The organism is Modestobacter roseus (genome assembly GCF_007994135.1).
Lineage (GTDB): Bacteria > Actinomycetota > Actinomycetes > Mycobacteriales > Geodermatophilaceae > Modestobacter > Modestobacter roseus.
Genome location: NZ_VLKF01000001.1, coordinates 1825422 through 1842052 on the forward strand (window position 1 = coordinate 1825422; position 16631 = coordinate 1842052).

A 16631-nucleotide genomic window follows, 5' to 3' on the forward strand; every position below is an offset into this window, starting at 1 on the left:
TCACGGCAGCTGCGGCGGGTCGTCGTCCGCAGTGCGGTTGCGCGGGTCGGCGGCCGGGCCGCTCTCCTGCACGTCCTGCTTGACCTGGGACAGCGGCGGGGGCTTCGGGATCTGCGGCGTCGTCTCCCCCGCGGTGTCGGCGATGCTCGACAGCGAGATCTTGGCCTCGGGCTGCTCGGCGGCCGGCGGCAGGTTCGAGTCGAACCAGTTGCTGGTGTCCAGGGACGACGCCGGTGGCTGGGTCGCGCCCTGGGCGCCGGAGGACGCGTCGACGTCCAGCCAGCTGCGGGCCCCGTCGCCGTCGTCCGACCCGCCACCCAGCTTGGACAGGCCCTCCAGCGCCTTGCTGAACTCGCTGGGCACGATCCACATCTTGTTGGCGTCGCCCTGGGCGATCTTCGGCAGCGTCTGCAGGTACTGGTAGGCGAGCAGGCCCTGGTCGGGCTTGCCGTCGTGGATGGCCTGGAAGACGGTCTCGATGCTCTTCGCCTGGCCCTGCGCCTGCAGGAACAGCGCCGCGCGCTCACCCTCGGCGCGCAGGATCCGGCTCTGCCGCTCGGCCTCGGCGTCGAGGATCGCGGCCTGCTTCTTGCCCTCCGCCGACAGGATCGCCGCCGCCTTCTGGCCCTCGGCGGTGGTGATCGCCGACTGCCGCTGCCCCTCGGCGGTGAGGATGACCGCGCGCTTGTCGCGGTCGGCGCGCATCTGCTTCTCCATGGAGTCCTGGATGGACGGCGGCGGGTCGATCGCCTTGATCTCGACCCGGGCCACCCGCAGACCCCACGGTCCGGTGGTGCCGTCGAGCACGGTGCGCAGCTGGGAGTTGATCCCGTCCCGGCCGGTGAGCGCGCCCTCGAGGTTCAGCCCGCCGACGACGTTGCGCAGGGTCGTGGTGGTCAGCTGCTCCATGCCGGTGATGTAGTTGGCGATCCCGTACACCGCCAGGCGCGGATCGGTCACCTGGAAGTAGACGACGGTGTCGATGCCCACCTGCAGGTTGTCGGCGGTGATCACCGGCTGCGGTGGGAAGGAGATGACCTGCTCACGCAGGTCGATGGTGGCGCGGACCCGGTCGACGAACGGGACGAGCAGCGCCAGCCCCGGCGACAGCGTGCGGCTGTAACGACCGAGCCGCTCGACCACCTTCGCCTGGGCCTGGGGGACGATCGTGACGCTCTTCGCCACCACGAAGACGACGAGCACGGCGATCACGATCAGGGCGATCAGGGCGGCATCCACGATGGGTGGTGCTCCGTTTCTGGGAGACGGTGCGTAGCAGCGATACTGCCTCGTCCGGCACGGTGGGTCACCCCCCGCCGGGCCGCGTCACCCGATCGCGACCTCAGAGGTGGCTGACGTAGGCGATCGGGCCCTCGATCTGCACGATCCGCACCTCGGCGCCGACCTCGTAGGACTCACCGTCCAGCTGGGTGCGCGCCGTCCACTCGTCGTCGCCGAGCCGGACCCGGCCCGCGGTGTTGTCGACGCGCTGGCTGACCACGGCCTCCCGGCCGACGTAGGTGGCGACCCCGTCGATCTGCTCGGGGGTGCGGTCGACCAGGTGCCGCTTGGCGATCGGGCGGACCACCACGAGCAGCCCGGCGGCCACCACGATGAAGGCCACCAGCTGCAGCCACACCGCCCCGCCCAGCAGGGCCACGGTCATGCCACCCAGGGCACCGCCGGCGAACATCAGCAGCACCAGGTCCAGGCTCGCGACCTCACCGGCCGCGAACAGGCCGGAGGCGATCAACCAGAGCAGCCAGGCGGGCACGTCCGCAGTCTGGCACGCCCCGCTGTGCCCGGTCGCGCGTTGCGCGCCGCGCGCCGCCCGCCCGGGCAGCGGCCACCGGCCGCGTCGTAGCCTCGGTCACCGTGCACGATCTCGCCGCCGGCCGTCTCGCCGTCTGGGCCACCGCCTGGCTCACCGGCCGCTCCTCCTACGACGAAGCGCTGGACGCCGTCACCGGGGACACCGCCCACCGCGTCGCCGGGATGCCCGGCGCCGACGAGGCGGTGCCGCTGGGCTGGGCGCTGAGCGCGCTGCGGGGCCTCGGCGAGCAGCGGTTGCAGCTGGTGCTGCCGGCTCCCGGGGACACCCGGGGAGTTCCCGCGGTGCCGGCGCTGACCGCCCTCGCGCTGGAGTCGGGGCAGGTGGCCGTGGGCGCGCAGGTCGCCCTGGTGCCCGAGCAGCTGGGCACCGAGATGGTCGCCTGGACGGTCGTGCCGCTGGGCGCCGCACCGCCGGCCGCGCCCGCCGCCGAGGGGACGCTGCGCGCGGCGTCGGGAGCGCTGGACCTCGCGGTCGGCGACGCGGCGCGCACGCTGGCCTCCCTCGACCTGGCCCGCTGGCACCCGGAGGTGCCGTCGCTGCTGGCCGGGCTTTCCAAGGGCGTGCGCGCCCCGGGGCTGCCGGCCGACCACGACCCGCTGGCGGTGTCGGTGCTCGGCCGGGCGCAGCGGTTGCGGCAGGTGCTCGACCTGGCGATGGCCGACGCCCCGGGGGCCGCGGTCACCCACGCCCAGGCCGCCGCCCGGGACGAGGCGCTGCGCCCGCTGGCCACCGCCGTCCGCGAGGCGACCGTCGCCGCCTACAACTGGGTGCCGCGGTGACCGGTCAGGGCGAGGGCAGCGGCCGCGCCATGCAGACCGACGTCGCGCTGGCCAGGTAGGGCCCGAACCGCGGCACCTCGGCGAAGCCGTGCCGGCGGTAGAACCGGATCGCGGCCTGCTGGCCGTCGCCGGTCTCCAGTCGCAGCAGGCGCACGCCGTGCGCGCTGGCGTGGTCGACCAGCGCGGCCATCAGTGCGTCGGCGACGCCCGTGCCCCGGTGCGCCGGCAGGACGAAGAACCGCTTCAGCTCGGCCACGCCGTCGTCCTGCAGCTCGACGCCGCCGATGCCGGCGAGCACGCCGTCGGCCCGGGCACCGACCAGGTGGACGCCGGACGCCGCCAACTGCTCCGGCGAGTAGCCGAACGTCTCCTCGGCGAGGTACCCGCCGCCGGCGAGCTCGATCGTCAGCGCCGAGACCAGCGCCAGCACCGCCGGCTCGCCCACCGACACCGCGTCGACGGTCACCGGTGAGCGGCGCCGGCCGGTGATCATGGGCGACTCGCCCGATGACACGCCGACTGCCGGCGTGTCACCGGGCGACGTCCCCATGATCAACCTCAACCCGCGATGTCGAGCGCCGTCAGGCGGCCGGTCGGGCGGGGCGCTGCACGAAGCAGCAGAACGCCGGGCAGTTGGTGCCCAGGCGCGGCTCCCCACCGGCGCGGCGCTCCGCGAGCAGCTCCCGCAGCGACCGGACGAACGCCGCATGGGTGCCCGCCGTCGCCGCCCGGGCGAAGGCCAGGCCGAGCTCCTCGGCGGTCTCCTTGGCCTCGTTGTCCAGGTCCCAGATGACCTCGAGGTGGTCGCTGATGAAGCCCACCGGGAAGACGACGACGGCCTGCTCGCCGTTCTCCGCCAGCGCCCGCAGGTGGTCGTTGACGTCGGGCTCCAGCCACGGCACCGACGGCGGGCCACTGCGGCTCTGCCAGACCAGGTCGAAGGACCGGCCGGGCGCGGCGGCGTCGACGACGAGCTGGGCCGCGCGCTGCAGCTCGGCCTCGTAGGCGTGCCCCTGCGGCCCGGCGACGTCGGCCATCGCGTTCGGGATGCTGTGCGCGGTGGCCACCAGCCGGGCACCGTCGCGGAGCTCGGCGGGCAGCTGCCCCAGTGCGACGGCCAGCGCGTCGGCGTTGGCCTGCACGAAGCCCGGGGCGTCGAAGTAGTGCGGCAGCTTCTCCGCGGTGGGCCCGGCCGGCGCGCCCGGGTCGGACTCCAGCGCGACCCGGGCCCGGGCGACGTCCTCGTGGTACTGCCGGCAGCCGGAGAACGAGGCGTAGGCCGACGTCGCGAGGACGTAGGCGTGCTCGATGCCGTCGTCGGCCATCTGGCGCCAGGCGTCCTCGACGTAGGGCGCCCAGTTGCGGTTGCCCCAGTACACCGGCAGGTCGATGCCGGCGGTCTCGAGCTCGGCCTCCAGGGCCGCGATCAGCGCCTCGTTCTGCTCGTTGATCGGGCTGACGCCGCCGAAGTGGTGGTAGTGCTCGGCGACGGCCTCCAGCCGCTCCCGGGGGATCCCCCGGCCCCGCGTCACGTTCTCCAGGAAGGGCATGACGTCGGCGGGGCCCTCCGGGCCGCCGAAGCCGAGCACCAGCACCGCGTCCCGGCGGCCGGCCGGCGCGGGCGCCGTGGACGGCGCGACACCGCCGTTGTTGCGGACGGCGAGCGAGGGCTCCTCGTTCGGCTGCTGACCGGCCGGGGTGATCGACGCACCCTCCGGCATCGGGTGCGCCGGGCGGGAGAGGTCAGACGCCGACTGCATGGCCATGTCCATCACACGCCTACGGCGTGGAAGCCGCCGTCCACGTGCACGATCTCCCCGGTGGTGGCCGGGAACCAGTCCGACAGCAGGGCGGCGACGGCCTTCCCCGCGGGGTCGGTGTCGGTGACCGACCAGCCCAGCGGGGCGCGCTGCTCCCAGGCCTCCTCGAACTGGTTGCTGCCCGGGATCGACTTCATCGCCATGGTGCGCAGCGGCCCGGCGGCCACCAGGTTCACCCGCACCCCCTCGGGCCCGAGCTCACGCGCCAGGTAGCGGGAGGTCGACTCGAGCGCGGCCTTCGCCGCGCCCATCCAGCCGTAGACCGGCCAGGCGACGGTCGCGTCGAACGTCAGGCCGACGACGGAGGCGGTCTCGCCGAACAGCGGCCGGCAGGCCTGGGTCAGCGAGGCCAGCGACCAGGCGGACACCTGGAAGGCGGTCGCGGCGTGCTCCCAGCCGACCTCGGGGAACCCCTCCCCCATCGCCTCCTGCGGCGCGAAGCCGATGGAGTGGACGACGCCGTCGAGCCGCGCGTCGTCACCGCCCAGGTGCTCCCGCAGCCGCTCGGCCAGGGTGTCCAGGTGCTCGGTGTTCGTCACGTCGAGCTCGACGACCGGCGCCTCCTGCGGCAGCCGCTTGGCGATCCGCTGGCACAGCGAGAACGCCCGCCCGAAGTTCGACAGGACGACGGTCGCGCCCTGCTCCTGCGCGATCCGCGCCGCGGAGAAGGCGATCGACGCCTCCGTCAGCACGCCGGCGATCAGGATCTTCTTGCCCTCAAGGATTCCCATGTCTAGTGACCCATCCCCAGTCCACCGTCGACCGGGACGACCGCCCCGGTGATGTACCCAGCCGCGTCGCTCGCGAGGAAGCGGACGACGCCGGCGATCTCGTCTGCCTCGGCGAGCCGACCCAGCGGCACCTGCCCGAGGATCTCCTGCTGGCGCGCCTCCGGCAGCTCCGCGGTCATGTCGGTGGCGACGAACCCCGGCGCCACCACGTTCGCGGTGATGTTGCGGCTGCCCAGCTCCCGGGCGATCGAGCGGGCGAGCCCGACCAGCCCGGCCTTGCTCGCCGCGTAGTTCACCTGGCCGGCCGAGCCGGACAGGCCGACCACCGAGCTGATGAACACCATCCGGCCGGTGCGCGCGCGCACCATCTTCGACGCCGCGCGCTTGGCCACCCGGTAGGCGGCGGTGAGGTTGGCGTCGACGACGTCGGTGAACGCGTCCTCGCCCATCCGCAGCAGCAGCCCGTCGCGGGTGATGCCGGCGTTGCTGACCAGCACCTCGACCGGGCCCTGGCGCTCCTCGACCTCGGTGAACGCGCGGTCGACCGCCGCGGTGTCGGTGACGTCGCACTCGACGCCGAACAGCCCCTCGGGAGCACCGCTGCCGCGGTGGGTGATCGCCACCGAGTCGCCCTGCTCGGCGAAGGAGCGGGCGATGGCCAGCCCGATCCCCCGGTTCCCCCCGGTGACCAGCACCGACCTGCCCACGTGACCCACCTCGCCGATCGCTGCCTGCACTGCCCTGCGTCCACTCGCCCCGCATCCACGCGACTCGCGTCGGGCTCAACCTAGTCGGTGCTCGGAGACCGGTCCTCGGGGGCCGAGAGCCCAGCGCCGAGGGTTGACCGCCCGCCCCGCCGGGCACGAAGTGCGGATGCCCGCTCAGGAGACCCGCCCGACCGACGTCCGCTCGCCGGACGGCACCCGGCTCTCCGTCACCACCCGGGGAACGGCACACACCCCCCTCGTGGTGCTCGTCCACGGGATGGGCATGTCCACCAGCTCCTGGGGCGAGGTGCCCGAGCGGCTGGCCGGGTCCTGCCGGGTGGTCACCTACGGCCTGCGGGGCCACGGCGACAGCGACCCGGCGCGGGACGGCTCGTACGGGCTGGACGCCCACGCCGCCGACCTGGCCGCGGTCCTCGCCGCCGTCCGGACCGACGGCGAGCCGGTCACCGCCCTGGCGCACAGCTTCGGTGGCGCGATCGTGCTGCGGTACGTCGCCAGGGACGGCGACGACGCGCTGTCCGGCATCGTGTTCGCCGGGTCGGGCGCCTCCGCCGTCACCGTGCCGGGGGTGCCGGCCGCCCGCGGTGCCGGGCTCCTGGCGCGGGTGCTGCGCGGCTGCTGGCTCGGCGTCGCCGGAGCAGCCTTCGTGCTGGCCCGCCGGCTGCGCCGGTGGCCGCGGCTCACCGACCGGCTGACCCGCTGGTACGCCGTGGCCCCCGGCGCACCGGAGCACCAGGTGGCACTGGTGCGGCGGGACTTCCTGGCCACCCGCCCACGCGCGATGGTCCGGACCGTCCTCGCCAGCCTCGGCAACGACGGGCAGCAGCCGGCTCCGGAGGTCTCCGCACCGGTGACGGTGGTGCACGGGTCGCACGACCGCGAGGTCTCCCGCGCCGACGCGGAACGGCTGGTCGAGCGGACACCCCGGGCGGAGCTGGTGGAGGTGCCCGACGGGTCGCACATGCTGCCGCTGACCCACCCGGACGTCGTCGTCGGCGCAGTGCTGGCCCTGGTGCGGCGGACCGCCGGCCCCCACCCGGCCGACGCGTGAGCGCACCGGGCGGGCCGACCGGGGCCCGGGGCGTGGTGCGTCTGCTGAACACCTCGGGCGGGCGGCTGCTGTGCCTGGCCGGGCAGGTCGACGTGGCCGCCGTCGCCGACTTCGTCGCCCGCTACGGCCGGGAACCGGTGCGGGTGGACGCCATCGACGCGGGCTCGGTGACCGCGCTGTCGCCCTCCGGTGTGGAGCTGCTGCTGGACCACCTGACGGTCGCGGAGCTGGCCGGACGCCGGGTGCCGCTACGCGGCTCGACGCCGGTCGACCGGGCGCTGACCGCCGCGGGGACTGCCGGCCGGTGGTGAGCCGGCCCGCCGTCGGCCACGATGGGCCGGCCCGACCGACTACCGAGCCCGACCCGCAGGAGGCCCCGTGACCGACCGCCCACCGCTCCCGCCGTTCACCCGGGAGACCGCGCTGCAGAAGGTGCAGGCCGCCGAGGACGCGTGGAACTCCCGGGACCCGGAGCGGGTGTCGCTGGCCTACACGGAGGACTCGCAGTGGCGGAACCGCGACACGTTCCTCACCGGCCGCGCGGAGATCGTCACCTTCCTCACCGACAAGTGGGCGCGGGAACTGGACTACGTGCTGCGCAAGTCGCTGTGGGCCTTCACCGACGACCGGATCGCCGTCCGGTTCCAGTACGAGTGGCACGACGCGTCCGGGCAGTGGTGGCGCAGCCACGGCAACGAGAACTGGGAGTTCGACGCGCACGGGCTGATGCGCCGCCGGGAGGCGAGCATCAACGACGTCGCGATCAGCGTCGACGACCGTCGCTGGACCGGCCCGCGCACCGACGCCGAGCGCGGTGTGGAGATCCCGTTGCGCTGACCACCCGAGGGCGTGCCCGCCGGTCGCCCGGGTACGGGCCGGTCCGTGGAAGAACTGCTCGCGGACGCCGTCAACGTGCTGGTCGTCATCGTCGAGGCCTGCGCCGCCCTCGTGATCATCGTCGGCGCGCTCTGGGCGTTCGGACGGTTCGTCTGGGTCGCGGTGCGTCAGCGCGACGACCGGTCGTTCGTGTCGGTCCGGCTCACGCTGGGCCGCTTCCTGCTGCTCGGACTGGAGTTCCAGCTGGCCAGTGACGTGCTCCGGACGGCGGTCGCGCCCAGTTTCGAGGAGCTCGGCAAGCTCGCCATCGTGGCGACCATCCGGACCGCGCTGAACTGGTTCCTCGGCAAGGAGATCGCCGAGGAGCGACAGCAGGTCGCCGAGCGGCACGAGGAGTCGGACGGTTCCCCCGACGGCGACCGGCGGGAACGGGCCACGTGAGCCTGACCGCGGTGACCCTCCCGGCGGCGCAGCTGCTCTCGGCGCTCGCCCTCGTCACCGGTGCGCTCACCCTCGCCGTCACCCACCGCCCGGCACTGGCCCTGGGGGTGCTGCTGGACCTGCTGCTCGCCGCCGGGCTGCTCCGCCTCGCCGGCGACCCGGACTGGCAGGGCATCGCGACGGCGGCGGCCATCGTCGCGCTGCGCCACCTCGCCGGCGCCGGGCTGCGGGTGGGTGCGCGGTCCTGGCGGCCCGGGCCCGCGCGTCCCGGCCACCGACCGTCGGCGGGCCGGCTGGCCCGGCTGCTCCGGCCGCAGTGGCGCACCTGACCTGACCACCGCCGCCCGCCACCTCGGAGGCACCCACGCGGGGCCACCGCGTGGTCAGGACAGGATGCCCAGCAACGACCTGATCGTCGGCGGGCGTGTCCTCGCCACCCCGGCCAGCGCCTCGTCCAGCCGCGGCAGCTCACCCGGGGGCACCAGGTCGGGCCGGACCAGGGAGATGGTGCGCGGTGAGTGCGACCGTCGTGCGCCCACGATGGGCGGCACACCGGCGAACACCCCGGCTCGGTCGGCCTCCCACAGGTCGAGGAGCCCCGCGCAGTGGCGGTCCACGACCTCCCTCGCCGTCGCGTCGGCAGCGAGGTCGGCCATCGACGCGTCGACGCTCCAGCGCTCGCCGCGGCGGTCGGTGGCGGCCCAGTCGCCCCACGGGCTGTCCACCACCCCGAGTGGCTCGTTCACCTCGTAGTAGTGGGCCACCTCGTGGACCTCCAGCAGGCGGTCGCCGGACGGGAAGTCGTCGCCCGTGCGCTGCAGCCACGCGTCGAGCTCCTCCTCGGCCCACGCCTGCACGTCCGCGTACGCCGGGTCGCCGCACCGGTTGCTCAGCTGAAAGGGATCTGTCTCCAGGTCGTACAGCAACCACGGTCCGGCGGAGCTGCGCACGTAGACGTAACGGGCGTTCCGGACGCCGCGGTACGCGGCGAACCCGTGCGACCGCATGGTGGAGAACGGGATGGGAGCGGTCAGCAGCGCGGTCGCCGGCCGGTCAGCGGCCGGCGAGGAGAAGTCGATGCCCTGCAGGCCGGCGGGCACCGGCACCCCGGCCAGGCCGAGCAGGGTGGGCATCAGGTCGGGCGAGTTCACCAGCGCTGAGTCCGTGCCGGTGCGCCGGCGGTCGGGGAACCGGACGAACAGTGGGACCCGCACGGCCTCCTCCCAGGGGCAGAGCTTGTGCTCGAGCCCCTGCGAGCCGGCCATGTCGCCGTGGTCGGAGGTGAAGACGACGATCGTGTCGTCGGCCAGGCCGGTGCGCGCCAGGCAGCTGAGCAGCTCCGCGACGCAGTCGTCGACGGCGGCGATCTGTGCGTGGTAGCCGCGCAGCTCCGCGAGAGCCGCCTCCCGGAGATCGTCGGGCACGTTCGGCCGCACCTCGAGTTCGGCGTCCCGGTACATCGCCTTGTACCGCTCGGGCACCCCTCGGTAGGGGAAGTGCGGTGGCCCGTAGGCCACGGTCAGGAAGAACGGCTCGGATCGATCGACCCGGTCCCGGAGGTACCCGCAGGCGTGCTCGGTCTGGGCGAACGCGTCGTACCCCGCCCACTGCCGCGGGGTGGGGTCGTCGCCCTGGTAGTAGGTCGAGGAGTTGTACTCGTGGGTGCACTCCCCCGCCGCCCAGTACTGGTAGCCGAGGCGCGCCTCGGGCGGGACGAAGTCCTCGCGCCGCTCGCACAGGCCCTGCGGACTGCCGTACAGGTGCCACTTGCCGATGTACCCGGTGGCGTACCCGGCCTCCGCGAAGGTGCCCGCGAGAGTGGGCCCTGCGGTGCGCACCGGGACGTCGTTGACGACCACCCCGTGCGTCGGCGAGTACTGCCCGGTCATGATGCTGGCGCGCGCCGGGCAGCAGATCGGGTGGCCGGAGACGGCTTGGTCGTACACCACGCTCTCGGCGGCCAGCGCGTCCAGCGCCGGGGTCCGGGCGTTGGGGTCGCCGGTGCTGCCGAGCGCCTGGTGGCGCAGCTCGTCGACCAGGACCAGCAGGACGTTCGGACGGTCCGGCATGCGTGCTCCAGTGGTCGGGAGGATGGTGGTCTCGTCCCGCCCTGACAGGTCGGACCAGCTCATCCGGGGTGGTCGACCCGGAAGCCGTGCCGACCGGGGCCCACGACGACCGGCGCCCAGCCGGCCACGGGGAGGGTGACCCGCGCCGAGCAGCCCACCGGGACGAGGACCTCCACCCCGAGCACGCCGTCGTCGATGCGCCAGGCGACCTCCGCCAGCCCGTACGGCGTCTCGTGCCCGGTGCGCGCCCAGGTGATGCCGCCACCCGGCCGCGGATGCACCTCCAGGTGCCGGTAGCCCGGGGACGCGGGCGCCAGGCCGCCCAGCACCCGGTGCACCCAGTCGGCCACCGCACCGAGGGCGTAGTGGTTGAAGGAGGTCATGGTGCCCGGGTTGATCCGGCCGTCGGGCAGCATGCTGTCCCACCGCTCCCAGATGGTGGTCGCCCCCATCGTCACCGGGTAGAGCCAGGACGGGCACTCGGTCTGCCGCAGCAGGGCGTAGGCGTCCTCGAGGGCACCGGCCTCGGTGAGGGCGTCCAGCACCAGGGGCGTGCCGAGGAACCCCGTGGCGATCCGGTGGCGCCGCTCCCGGACGACCCCGACCAGCCGCTCCCCTGCCCGCTCTCGGTGAACCGGGTCGGGGAGGAGGCCGAAGATCAGGGCCAGGGCGTGCCCGGTCTGCGTGTCGCCCGCCACCTCACCATCCGCGCCGACGAACTCCCGCTGCCACGCGCCGGTGACCCGGTCGGCGAGGTCGCCGTAGCGGGCGGCGTCGTCGCGCTCCCCCAGCAGCCCGGCGATCCGGGCCAGCAGGCGGGCGCTGTGCGCCCGGTACGCGGTGGCGACCAGCACCGTGTCGGTGGCGGCCAGCGCGGGCCGGTCCGGCGGCGCGGTGGGGTCCAGCCAGTCGCCGAGCTGCTGCTCGGGCAGGTCCCACAGCAGCTGGTCGCCCAGCCGGACGGTGACCCCGTCGACCCAGCGGCACATGCTGCCGTACTGCCGCCGCAGCACCGCCAGGTCATCGAACCGCTGGTAGAGCACCCAGGGGACGATCACCGCGGCGTCGCCCCAGCCCGCCTGGGCACGCGCGTACTTGGCCAGGAAGCTGCCCGGCTCGAGCTCGACGTACGGGACGAACACCGGCACCGTGCCGTCCGGCTCCTGGTCCGCGGCGAGGTCCTGCAGCCAGGAGGTGAGCAGTCCGGCACAGTCGTGGAGGTGGGCGGCCGTCGGGGCGAAGACCTGGACGTCGCCGGTCCAGCCCAGCCGCTCGTCCCGCTGGGGGCAGTCGGTGGGGACGTCGACGAAGTTGCCGCGCATGCTCCACACGACGTTCTCGTGCAACCGGTCGAGCAGCGGGTCCGAACAGCTGAACCAGCCGGTGCGGGCCAGGTCGCTGGAGTGGACGACCGCGGTGACGGCCGTCGGGTCGAACGCCCCCGGCCAGCCCTGCACCTCGGCGTAGCGGAACCCGTGCAGGGTGAACCGGGGCTCCCACACCTCCTCGCCGCCACCGCGCAGCACGTAGGTGTCGGTGGCGCGCGCGGTGTTCAGCGGCCGTACCCCCAGCTCGCCGTCCTCCAGCACCTCCGCGTGCCGCAGCTGCACCCGCGTGCCGGCCGGTCCGGTCACCCGGATCCGCAGTCGGCCGGCGACGTTCTGCCCGAAGTCGAGCAACAGCGCACCGGACGGCGAGCGCAGCACCTCGGCGACCGGCAGCTCCGCGACTGCGCGCACCGGCGGCCCCTCGGGCGCCACCAGGGTCGCCGGGTCGCGGACGCCCACCCCGCACGGCACCCAGCCGTCGTCGTCCCCGCCCGGGCTCGACCAGCCGGCGCGCTCCGCGGTGGCGTCGTGCCACTCCCCCTCGTAGAGGTCGGCCGCGCGCACCGGCCCGGGCGCCGTCGACCAGGTCCCGTCGGTCGCCACGACGACGCTCCGTCCGCCGGCCAGCGTCACCTCCAACTGCGCGAGCAGCCCCAGCCGGTCGCCGTACACGGCCCGGCGGCCGGGGTGGGGGGTCAGCCGGCCGCGGTACCACCCGTCGGCGACCGTCGCCCCGATCACGTTGTCCCCGGCCCGGAGCAGGGAGGTGACGTCGTGCGTCCGGTAGCGCAGCCGCGTGCCGTAGCTGGTCCAGCCGGGCGCCAGCGTCTCGTCGGCGACCCGGACCCCGTTGAGCTCGGCCTCGTGCACCCCGTGGGACGTGATGTGCAGACGGGCGGACTCCACCGGTCCCGGCAGGGTGAACCCCCGGCGGAACAGCGGGGCGCCACCCTCGGCGTCGAACGGTGAGGTGATCAGCCGGGCCGACCAGTCGGCGGGGTCCAGCAACCCGGTCTCCACCCGCACCGGGTCACTCCAGCCCGAGACGCCGCCGTCGGCCCCCGTCACGCGCACCTGCACCGACCGCGCCTCGCGGGAGTCGAGCGGTGCGCCCGGCCACGGCACCAGGACCGATTCGGCCGAGTCGACCCGATCGATCGTGGCCCGGCCCGCCTGGTCGACGACGCGCAGCTCGTACCCGGCCTGCACCCACCCGTCGGGCGCACGGACCACCTGCCAGGACAGTCGCGGTCGCCGCTCCCCCACCCCGAGCGCGTCGCGGTGGTGCTCGAACCGCACGGCCGACACCTCCACGGCGCCGTCCGCTCCCGGGTGCTGCTGCCCCGCCGTCACGGGGCGGCCTGGTCCAGCGCCGGCCAGTCGTCCTGCTGGAGCAGGCGCCGCCGCTCGTCGCGGCGGGCGGCCTGCCGCACCGGGTCGGCCACCGGAGCCGCCATCTGCAGCCGCTGGGTGTACGGGTGGTGCGGTGCGTCGGAGACCTGGGCGGCGGTTCCGACCTCCACCAGCTCGCCGTGCCAGAGCACCGCGATGCGGTGGCTCACCGCCCGGACCACCGCCAGGTCGTGGGTGATGAAGAGGTAGGAGACCTCCGTCCGCTGCTGGATCTCCAGCAGCAGGTCGAGGATGCGTGCCTGGGTCGACAGGTCCAGCGCGCTGGTCGGCTCGTCGCAGATGATCAGCTTGGGCGACAGCGCCAGGGCCCGGGCGATCGCGATCCGCTGCCGCTGGCCACCGGAGAACTCCCGGGCCAGCCGGGAGCCGGCGTCGGCGGGCAGGTGCACCGCGTCCAGCAGCTCACGCACCGTCTCCCGGCCCGTCCTGACCCCGTTGGCCAGCAACGGCTCGGACAGCACGTCCTCGATCGTCATCGCCGGGTTGAGCGAGGAGTACGGGTCCTGGAAGACCACCTGCACGTCCCGCGCCATCGAGCGCCGCTGGGCGCGGCTGAGCCGACCGATGTCCCTGCCCTCGAACAGCACCTGCCCCGCGGAGACCGGGGCGAGCCCGAGGACGGCCCGGCCCAGCGTGGTCTTGCCCGAGCCGGACTCACCCACCAGCCCCACGGTCTCGCCGCGGGCCACGTCGAGCGACACGCCCTTGATGACCTGCGCCGGCGGGCGGCGGAACCCGCGCACCGGGTAGCTCACGTGCAGGTCGCGCACGGACAGCAGGGGTTCGGCTCCCGCGCCGGGAGCGGGCCCGGCGTTCACCGGCCGCCCGTCGCCGGCGCCAGGGGCGCACGCAGCTGGCCGCGGTCGAGCGTGGAGCCCAGCAGCATCTGCGTGTACTCGTGCTCCGGAGCCGCGAACAGCTCCCGCACGGGCCTGGTCTCCACGATCCGCCCCTCCTTCATCACGCTCACCCGGTCGCAGATGTCCGCGACGACGCCCAGGTTGTGGGTCACCAGCACCATCCCGAGGTCCCGTTCCCGTTGCAGTTCCCGCAGCAGCTCGAGGACGTCGGCCTGCACGGTCACGTCCAGCGCCGTCGTCGGCTCGTCGGCGATGATCAGCTCCGGCTCACCGGCCAGGGCGCCGGCGATGAGCACCCGCTGGGCCATGCCCCCGGACACCTGGTGCGGGTACAGGTCGAAGGCGCCACGCGGGTCCCGGATGCCGACCCGGTCCAGCAGGGCCACCAGCTCCTCCTTCGCCTGCCGCCGGCTGACGTCGGTGACCGCCCGGAGGCCGTGGGTGAGCTGCTGGCCGATGGTGAACGTCGGGTCGAGGTTGGTCATCGGCTCCTGCGGCACGTAGCCGATGCGCCTGCCCCGGGCGTCCCGCAGCGCGGCGGGGTCACCGACGAGGTCCCGTCCGGCGAACTCGATCCGCCCGGCCAGGACCACCGCCTCCCGCGGCAGGATGCCGAGGATCGAGTAGGCGATCTGGGACTTGCCCGAGCCGGACTCCCCCACCAGCCCGTGCACCTCGCCACGCTCGACCGCCAGGTCCACCCCGTGCACCACCTCGCGCACCGAGGTGGCCGAGTCCGGGTAACCGACGACCAGGCCGCGGACCTGCAGCAGCGGTGCGGGTGCCGCGGGGCCGGCTGCCGTCTGCGCGTCCGGGCCCGGGGCGGCCGGGGGCGTCTGGCGGGCGGCGCGCAGCCGCCGGACGACGTCCTCGGGCAGCGGTCCGGGGCGGGAGGCGGACGCCTGCAGCGTGTCGCGCAGCACGTTGCCCAGCAGGACCAGAGCGATCGTGGTGACGCCGATCAGCAGCGCGGGCCAGAGCACGTTGGACCGGGCCACGTAGATGTTGTTGAAGGCGGCCTCGAGCATGCCGCCCCAGGACGGCTCCCCCGGGCTGCCCAGGCCCAGGAACTCCAGCATCGCCTGGATGGAGATGCCGATGGCCAGCACGAAGGCGCTCTGCACGACGATCGGCCCGCGGACGGCGCGCAGGACGTGGCGCGAGATGATCCGGGTGTCGGAGAGCCCGGCCACCTGCGCCGCGTCGACGTACAGCTCCTTGCGGACGTTGCGGACCAGCGAGCGGACCAGCCGGAAGAAGCCCGGCGCCACGAGCACCCCGAAGGCGGCCATGGCGAGCAGGATCGACGGGCCGATCACGGTGTACAGCGCGATGAGCAGGACCAGTCCCGGCGCGGCCAGGACGATGTCGGACACCCAGTTGGCGACCGCGTCCACCTTGCCGCCGAAGTAGCCGGCGAGCAGCCCACCGGTCACCCCCAGCAGCAGGGAGACCAAGAGCACGACCGAGATCGCCTGCAGGGTCCCCGTCGTCGCGACCAGCAGGCGGGAGAGCACGTCGCGCCCGGACTGGTCACCGCCGAGCAGGAAGTCGCTGGTGAACGGCGGGGCGTTGGTCAGCTCCAGCCGGCTGGCGTTCGGGTCGAACGGCGCCAGCCAGGGGGCGAGCAGGCCGGCCAGCACGACCAGCAGGAGGACCACCGAGCAGACCAGGCCGACGGGGTTGGTCAGCACGCGGCGCAGCAGTCCCCGCGGGGTCGGCTCGGCGGGGGCGGTCTCCTGGGGTTCCAGGACCGGGACCGTGCTCATGACACCCTCGCTCGCGGGTTGATCCAGCCGTTGACCACGTCGACCGCCGTGTTGACGACGACGACGACCAGGACGAAGAAGAGGACGACCCCCATCACCGTGGGGATGTCGCGTTGCAGGGCCGACGTCTGCGACAGCAGGCCCATGCCGGGCAGCGCGAAGATGCGCTCGATCACCACGACGCCACCCATCAGCTGGATGACCTGCAGCGAGAGGATCGTCAGCCCCGGACTGCCCGCGCTGCGCAGCGCGTGCCGGAAGACGACCATCCGCTCCGGGATGCCGCGGGCCCGGAGGGTGCGGACGAAGTCCTGGCCCATCACGTCGATCATCGCGCCGCGGAACTGCTGGGCGGACTGGGCGACCGCACCGACCAGCACGGCGGTCACCGGGAGCACGAGCGACGAGGCCCACCCGCCCACGCTCTGGTCGGGCGAGACGTAACCGGTCGCGGGGAAGACCCCAAGCCAGATGGCGAAGAGGAACACCAGGGCGATCGCCACGATGAACCCGGGCACGGCCGTGCCGAGCACACCGGCGACCTGCAGGAACCGGTCGACCCAACCGCCCCGCACCGCGGCGGCCACGCCCATCAGCACGCTGAGGCCGGCGGTGAGCAGCATCGCGATGAGCACCAGAGCCAGGGTCACCGGGATCCGGGTGAGCAGCAGGTCGAGCACGGGCTCACCGGTGTAGTAGCTGGTGCCCAGGTCACCGGTGAGGGCGTCGCCCAGCCACTCGAGGTACTGCAGGACCACCGGCTGGTCCAGCCCCAGCGCGGCCACCCGGTCGGCGACCTGCTCCGGGGTGGCGTCCGCGCCGAGGACCTGCCGGGCGATCTCGGTGCCGTTGGCGAAGATGGCGCAGAAGACCAGCGCCGTCACCACGAGGGTCAGGACGACGCCGGCGAGCAGCTTGCGCCCGAGGTACTTGAACATGCCAGCTCCGGCTGTCGGGGACGTCGATCGGCA

17 protein-coding genes are annotated in these 16631 nt (G+C 74.2%); 6 read left to right on the forward strand and 11 right to left on the reverse strand.

Features of this window, described 5'->3' with window-relative positions; translation table 11 throughout:
• Both JD78_RS08740 and JD78_RS08745 read right to left on the reverse strand, forming a co-directional pair.
• A complete protein-coding gene (locus tag JD78_RS08740; protein WP_153358915.1) occupies positions 1-1239 on the reverse strand; it encodes an SPFH domain-containing protein in 1239 nt (412 codons plus the stop codon).
• Positions 1240-1342: 103 nt separating this feature from the next.
• Entirely contained in the window at positions 1343-1774 is a 432-nt protein-coding gene (locus JD78_RS08745) for an NfeD family protein (protein ID WP_153358913.1), read from the reverse strand.
• A 101-nt stretch (positions 1775-1875) separates the two neighbouring features.
• Here JD78_RS08745 and JD78_RS08750 point away from each other — a divergent pair, with 101 nt between their 5' ends.
• Positions 1876-2613 (forward strand): hypothetical protein, encoded by a 738-nt coding sequence (locus JD78_RS08750; protein WP_153358911.1) that lies wholly within the window; start codon positions 1876-1878, stop codon positions 2611-2613.
• 4 nt (positions 2614-2617) lie between these two features.
• On the opposite strand, the gene JD78_RS08755 is transcribed toward JD78_RS08750, so the two are convergent.
• From JD78_RS08755 to fabG, 4 genes are all read right to left on the reverse strand, one after another.
• Positions 2618-3106: a GNAT family N-acetyltransferase gene (locus JD78_RS08755; RefSeq protein ID WP_208104052.1), complete on the reverse strand. Its 489-nt coding sequence runs from the start codon at positions 3104-3106 to the stop codon at positions 2618-2620.
• A gap of 88 nt (positions 3107-3194) precedes the next feature.
• Positions 3195-4373 (reverse strand): ferrochelatase, encoded by a 1179-nt coding sequence (locus JD78_RS08760; protein ID WP_228395049.1) that lies wholly within the window; start codon positions 4371-4373, stop codon positions 3195-3197.
• A gap of 11 nt (positions 4374-4384) precedes the next feature.
• Positions 4385-5164 carry an enoyl-ACP reductase FabI gene (fabI, locus tag JD78_RS08765; protein ID WP_153358909.1) on the reverse strand — a complete coding sequence of 260 codons (780 nt, stop codon included), beginning with the start codon at positions 5162-5164 and terminating at the stop codon, positions 4385-4387.
• A 2-nt stretch (positions 5165-5166) separates the two neighbouring features.
• Positions 5167-5871: a 3-oxoacyl-ACP reductase FabG gene (fabG, locus tag JD78_RS08770; protein WP_153358907.1), complete on the reverse strand. Its 705-nt coding sequence runs from the start codon at positions 5869-5871 to the stop codon at positions 5167-5169.
• A 166-nt stretch (positions 5872-6037) separates the two neighbouring features.
• Here fabG and JD78_RS08775 point away from each other — a divergent pair, with 166 nt between their 5' ends.
• The 5 genes from JD78_RS08775 (at position 6038) to JD78_RS21740 (ending at position 8550) form a co-directional block, all read left to right on the forward strand.
• Positions 6038-6943, forward strand: coding sequence for an alpha/beta fold hydrolase (locus tag JD78_RS08775; protein WP_153358905.1), 906 nt, complete (start codon positions 6038-6040; stop codon positions 6941-6943).
• On the forward strand, positions 6940-7254 hold the full coding sequence (locus JD78_RS08780) for a hypothetical protein (protein WP_153358902.1): 315 nt from the start codon (positions 6940-6942) through the stop codon (positions 7252-7254). Before JD78_RS08775 ends, JD78_RS08780 begins: the two co-directional genes overlap by 4 nt.
• A 67-nt stretch (positions 7255-7321) precedes the next feature.
• On the forward strand, positions 7322-7780 hold the full coding sequence (locus JD78_RS08785; protein ID WP_153358900.1) for a nuclear transport factor 2 family protein: 459 nt from the start codon (positions 7322-7324) through the stop codon (positions 7778-7780).
• Between the two features lie 45 nt (positions 7781-7825).
• Positions 7826-8221 (forward strand): DUF1622 domain-containing protein, encoded by a 396-nt coding sequence (locus JD78_RS08790; RefSeq protein WP_153358898.1) that lies wholly within the window; start codon positions 7826-7828, stop codon positions 8219-8221.
• Complete coding sequence (locus tag JD78_RS21740) at positions 8218-8550, forward strand: hypothetical protein (protein WP_208104053.1); 333 nt, start codon at positions 8218-8220, stop codon at positions 8548-8550. The genes JD78_RS08790 and JD78_RS21740 overlap by 4 nt, the downstream gene beginning before the upstream one ends.
• Before the next feature lie 54 nt (positions 8551-8604).
• On the opposite strand, the gene JD78_RS08800 is transcribed toward JD78_RS21740, so the two are convergent.
• From JD78_RS08800 to JD78_RS08820, 5 genes are read right to left on the reverse strand one after another with little or no spacing between them, the layout of a single operon-like run.
• Positions 8605-10290: a sulfatase family protein gene (locus JD78_RS08800; protein WP_166521094.1), complete on the reverse strand. Its 1686-nt coding sequence runs from the start codon at positions 10288-10290 to the stop codon at positions 8605-8607.
• 59 nt (positions 10291-10349) lie between these two features.
• Entirely contained in the window at positions 10350-12917 is a 2568-nt protein-coding gene (locus JD78_RS08805) for an alpha-L-rhamnosidase (RefSeq protein ID WP_208104054.1), read from the reverse strand.
• A gap of 50 nt (positions 12918-12967) precedes the next feature.
• Complete coding sequence (locus JD78_RS08810) at positions 12968-13849, reverse strand: ATP-binding cassette domain-containing protein (protein WP_208104055.1); 882 nt, start codon at positions 13847-13849, stop codon at positions 12968-12970.
• The gene (locus tag JD78_RS08815; protein ID WP_208104056.1) at positions 13846-15660 is read right to left on the reverse strand and encodes a dipeptide/oligopeptide/nickel ABC transporter permease/ATP-binding protein; all 1815 of its coding nucleotides are present in this window, start codon (positions 15658-15660) and stop codon (positions 13846-13848) included. The genes JD78_RS08810 and JD78_RS08815 overlap by 4 nt, the downstream gene beginning before the upstream one ends.
• Positions 15657-16598, reverse strand: coding sequence for an ABC transporter permease (locus JD78_RS08820; protein ID WP_153358890.1), 942 nt, complete (start codon positions 16596-16598; stop codon positions 15657-15659). The genes JD78_RS08815 and JD78_RS08820 overlap by 4 nt, the downstream gene beginning before the upstream one ends.
• Between the last annotated feature and the right edge of the window lie 33 nt (positions 16599-16631).

Bases quoted from the DNA above. Each gene is read 5' to 3' on its own strand.
- JD78_RS08820 (WP_153358890.1), bottom strand. From the start codon at position 16,598: ATGTTCAAGTACCTCGGGCGCAAGCTGCTCGCCGGCGTCGTCCTGACC.
- JD78_RS08815 (WP_208104056.1), bottom strand. From the start codon at position 15,660: ATGAGCACGGTCCCGGTCCTGGAACCCCAGGAGACCGCCCCCGCCGAG.
- JD78_RS08755 (WP_208104052.1), bottom strand. From the start codon at position 3,106: ATGATCACCGGCCGGCGCCGCTCACCGGTGACCGTCGACGCGGTGTCG.
- JD78_RS08800 (WP_166521094.1), bottom strand. From the start codon at position 10,290: ATGCCGGACCGTCCGAACGTCCTGCTGGTCCTGGTCGACGAGCTGCGC.
- JD78_RS08775 (WP_153358905.1), top strand. From the start codon at position 6,038: ATGCCCGCTCAGGAGACCCGCCCGACCGACGTCCGCTCGCCGGACGGC.
- fabI (WP_153358909.1), bottom strand. From the start codon at position 5,164: ATGGGAATCCTTGAGGGCAAGAAGATCCTGATCGCCGGCGTGCTGACG.
- JD78_RS08760 (WP_228395049.1), bottom strand. From the start codon at position 4,373: ATGCAGTCGGCGTCTGACCTCTCCCGCCCGGCGCACCCGATGCCGGAG.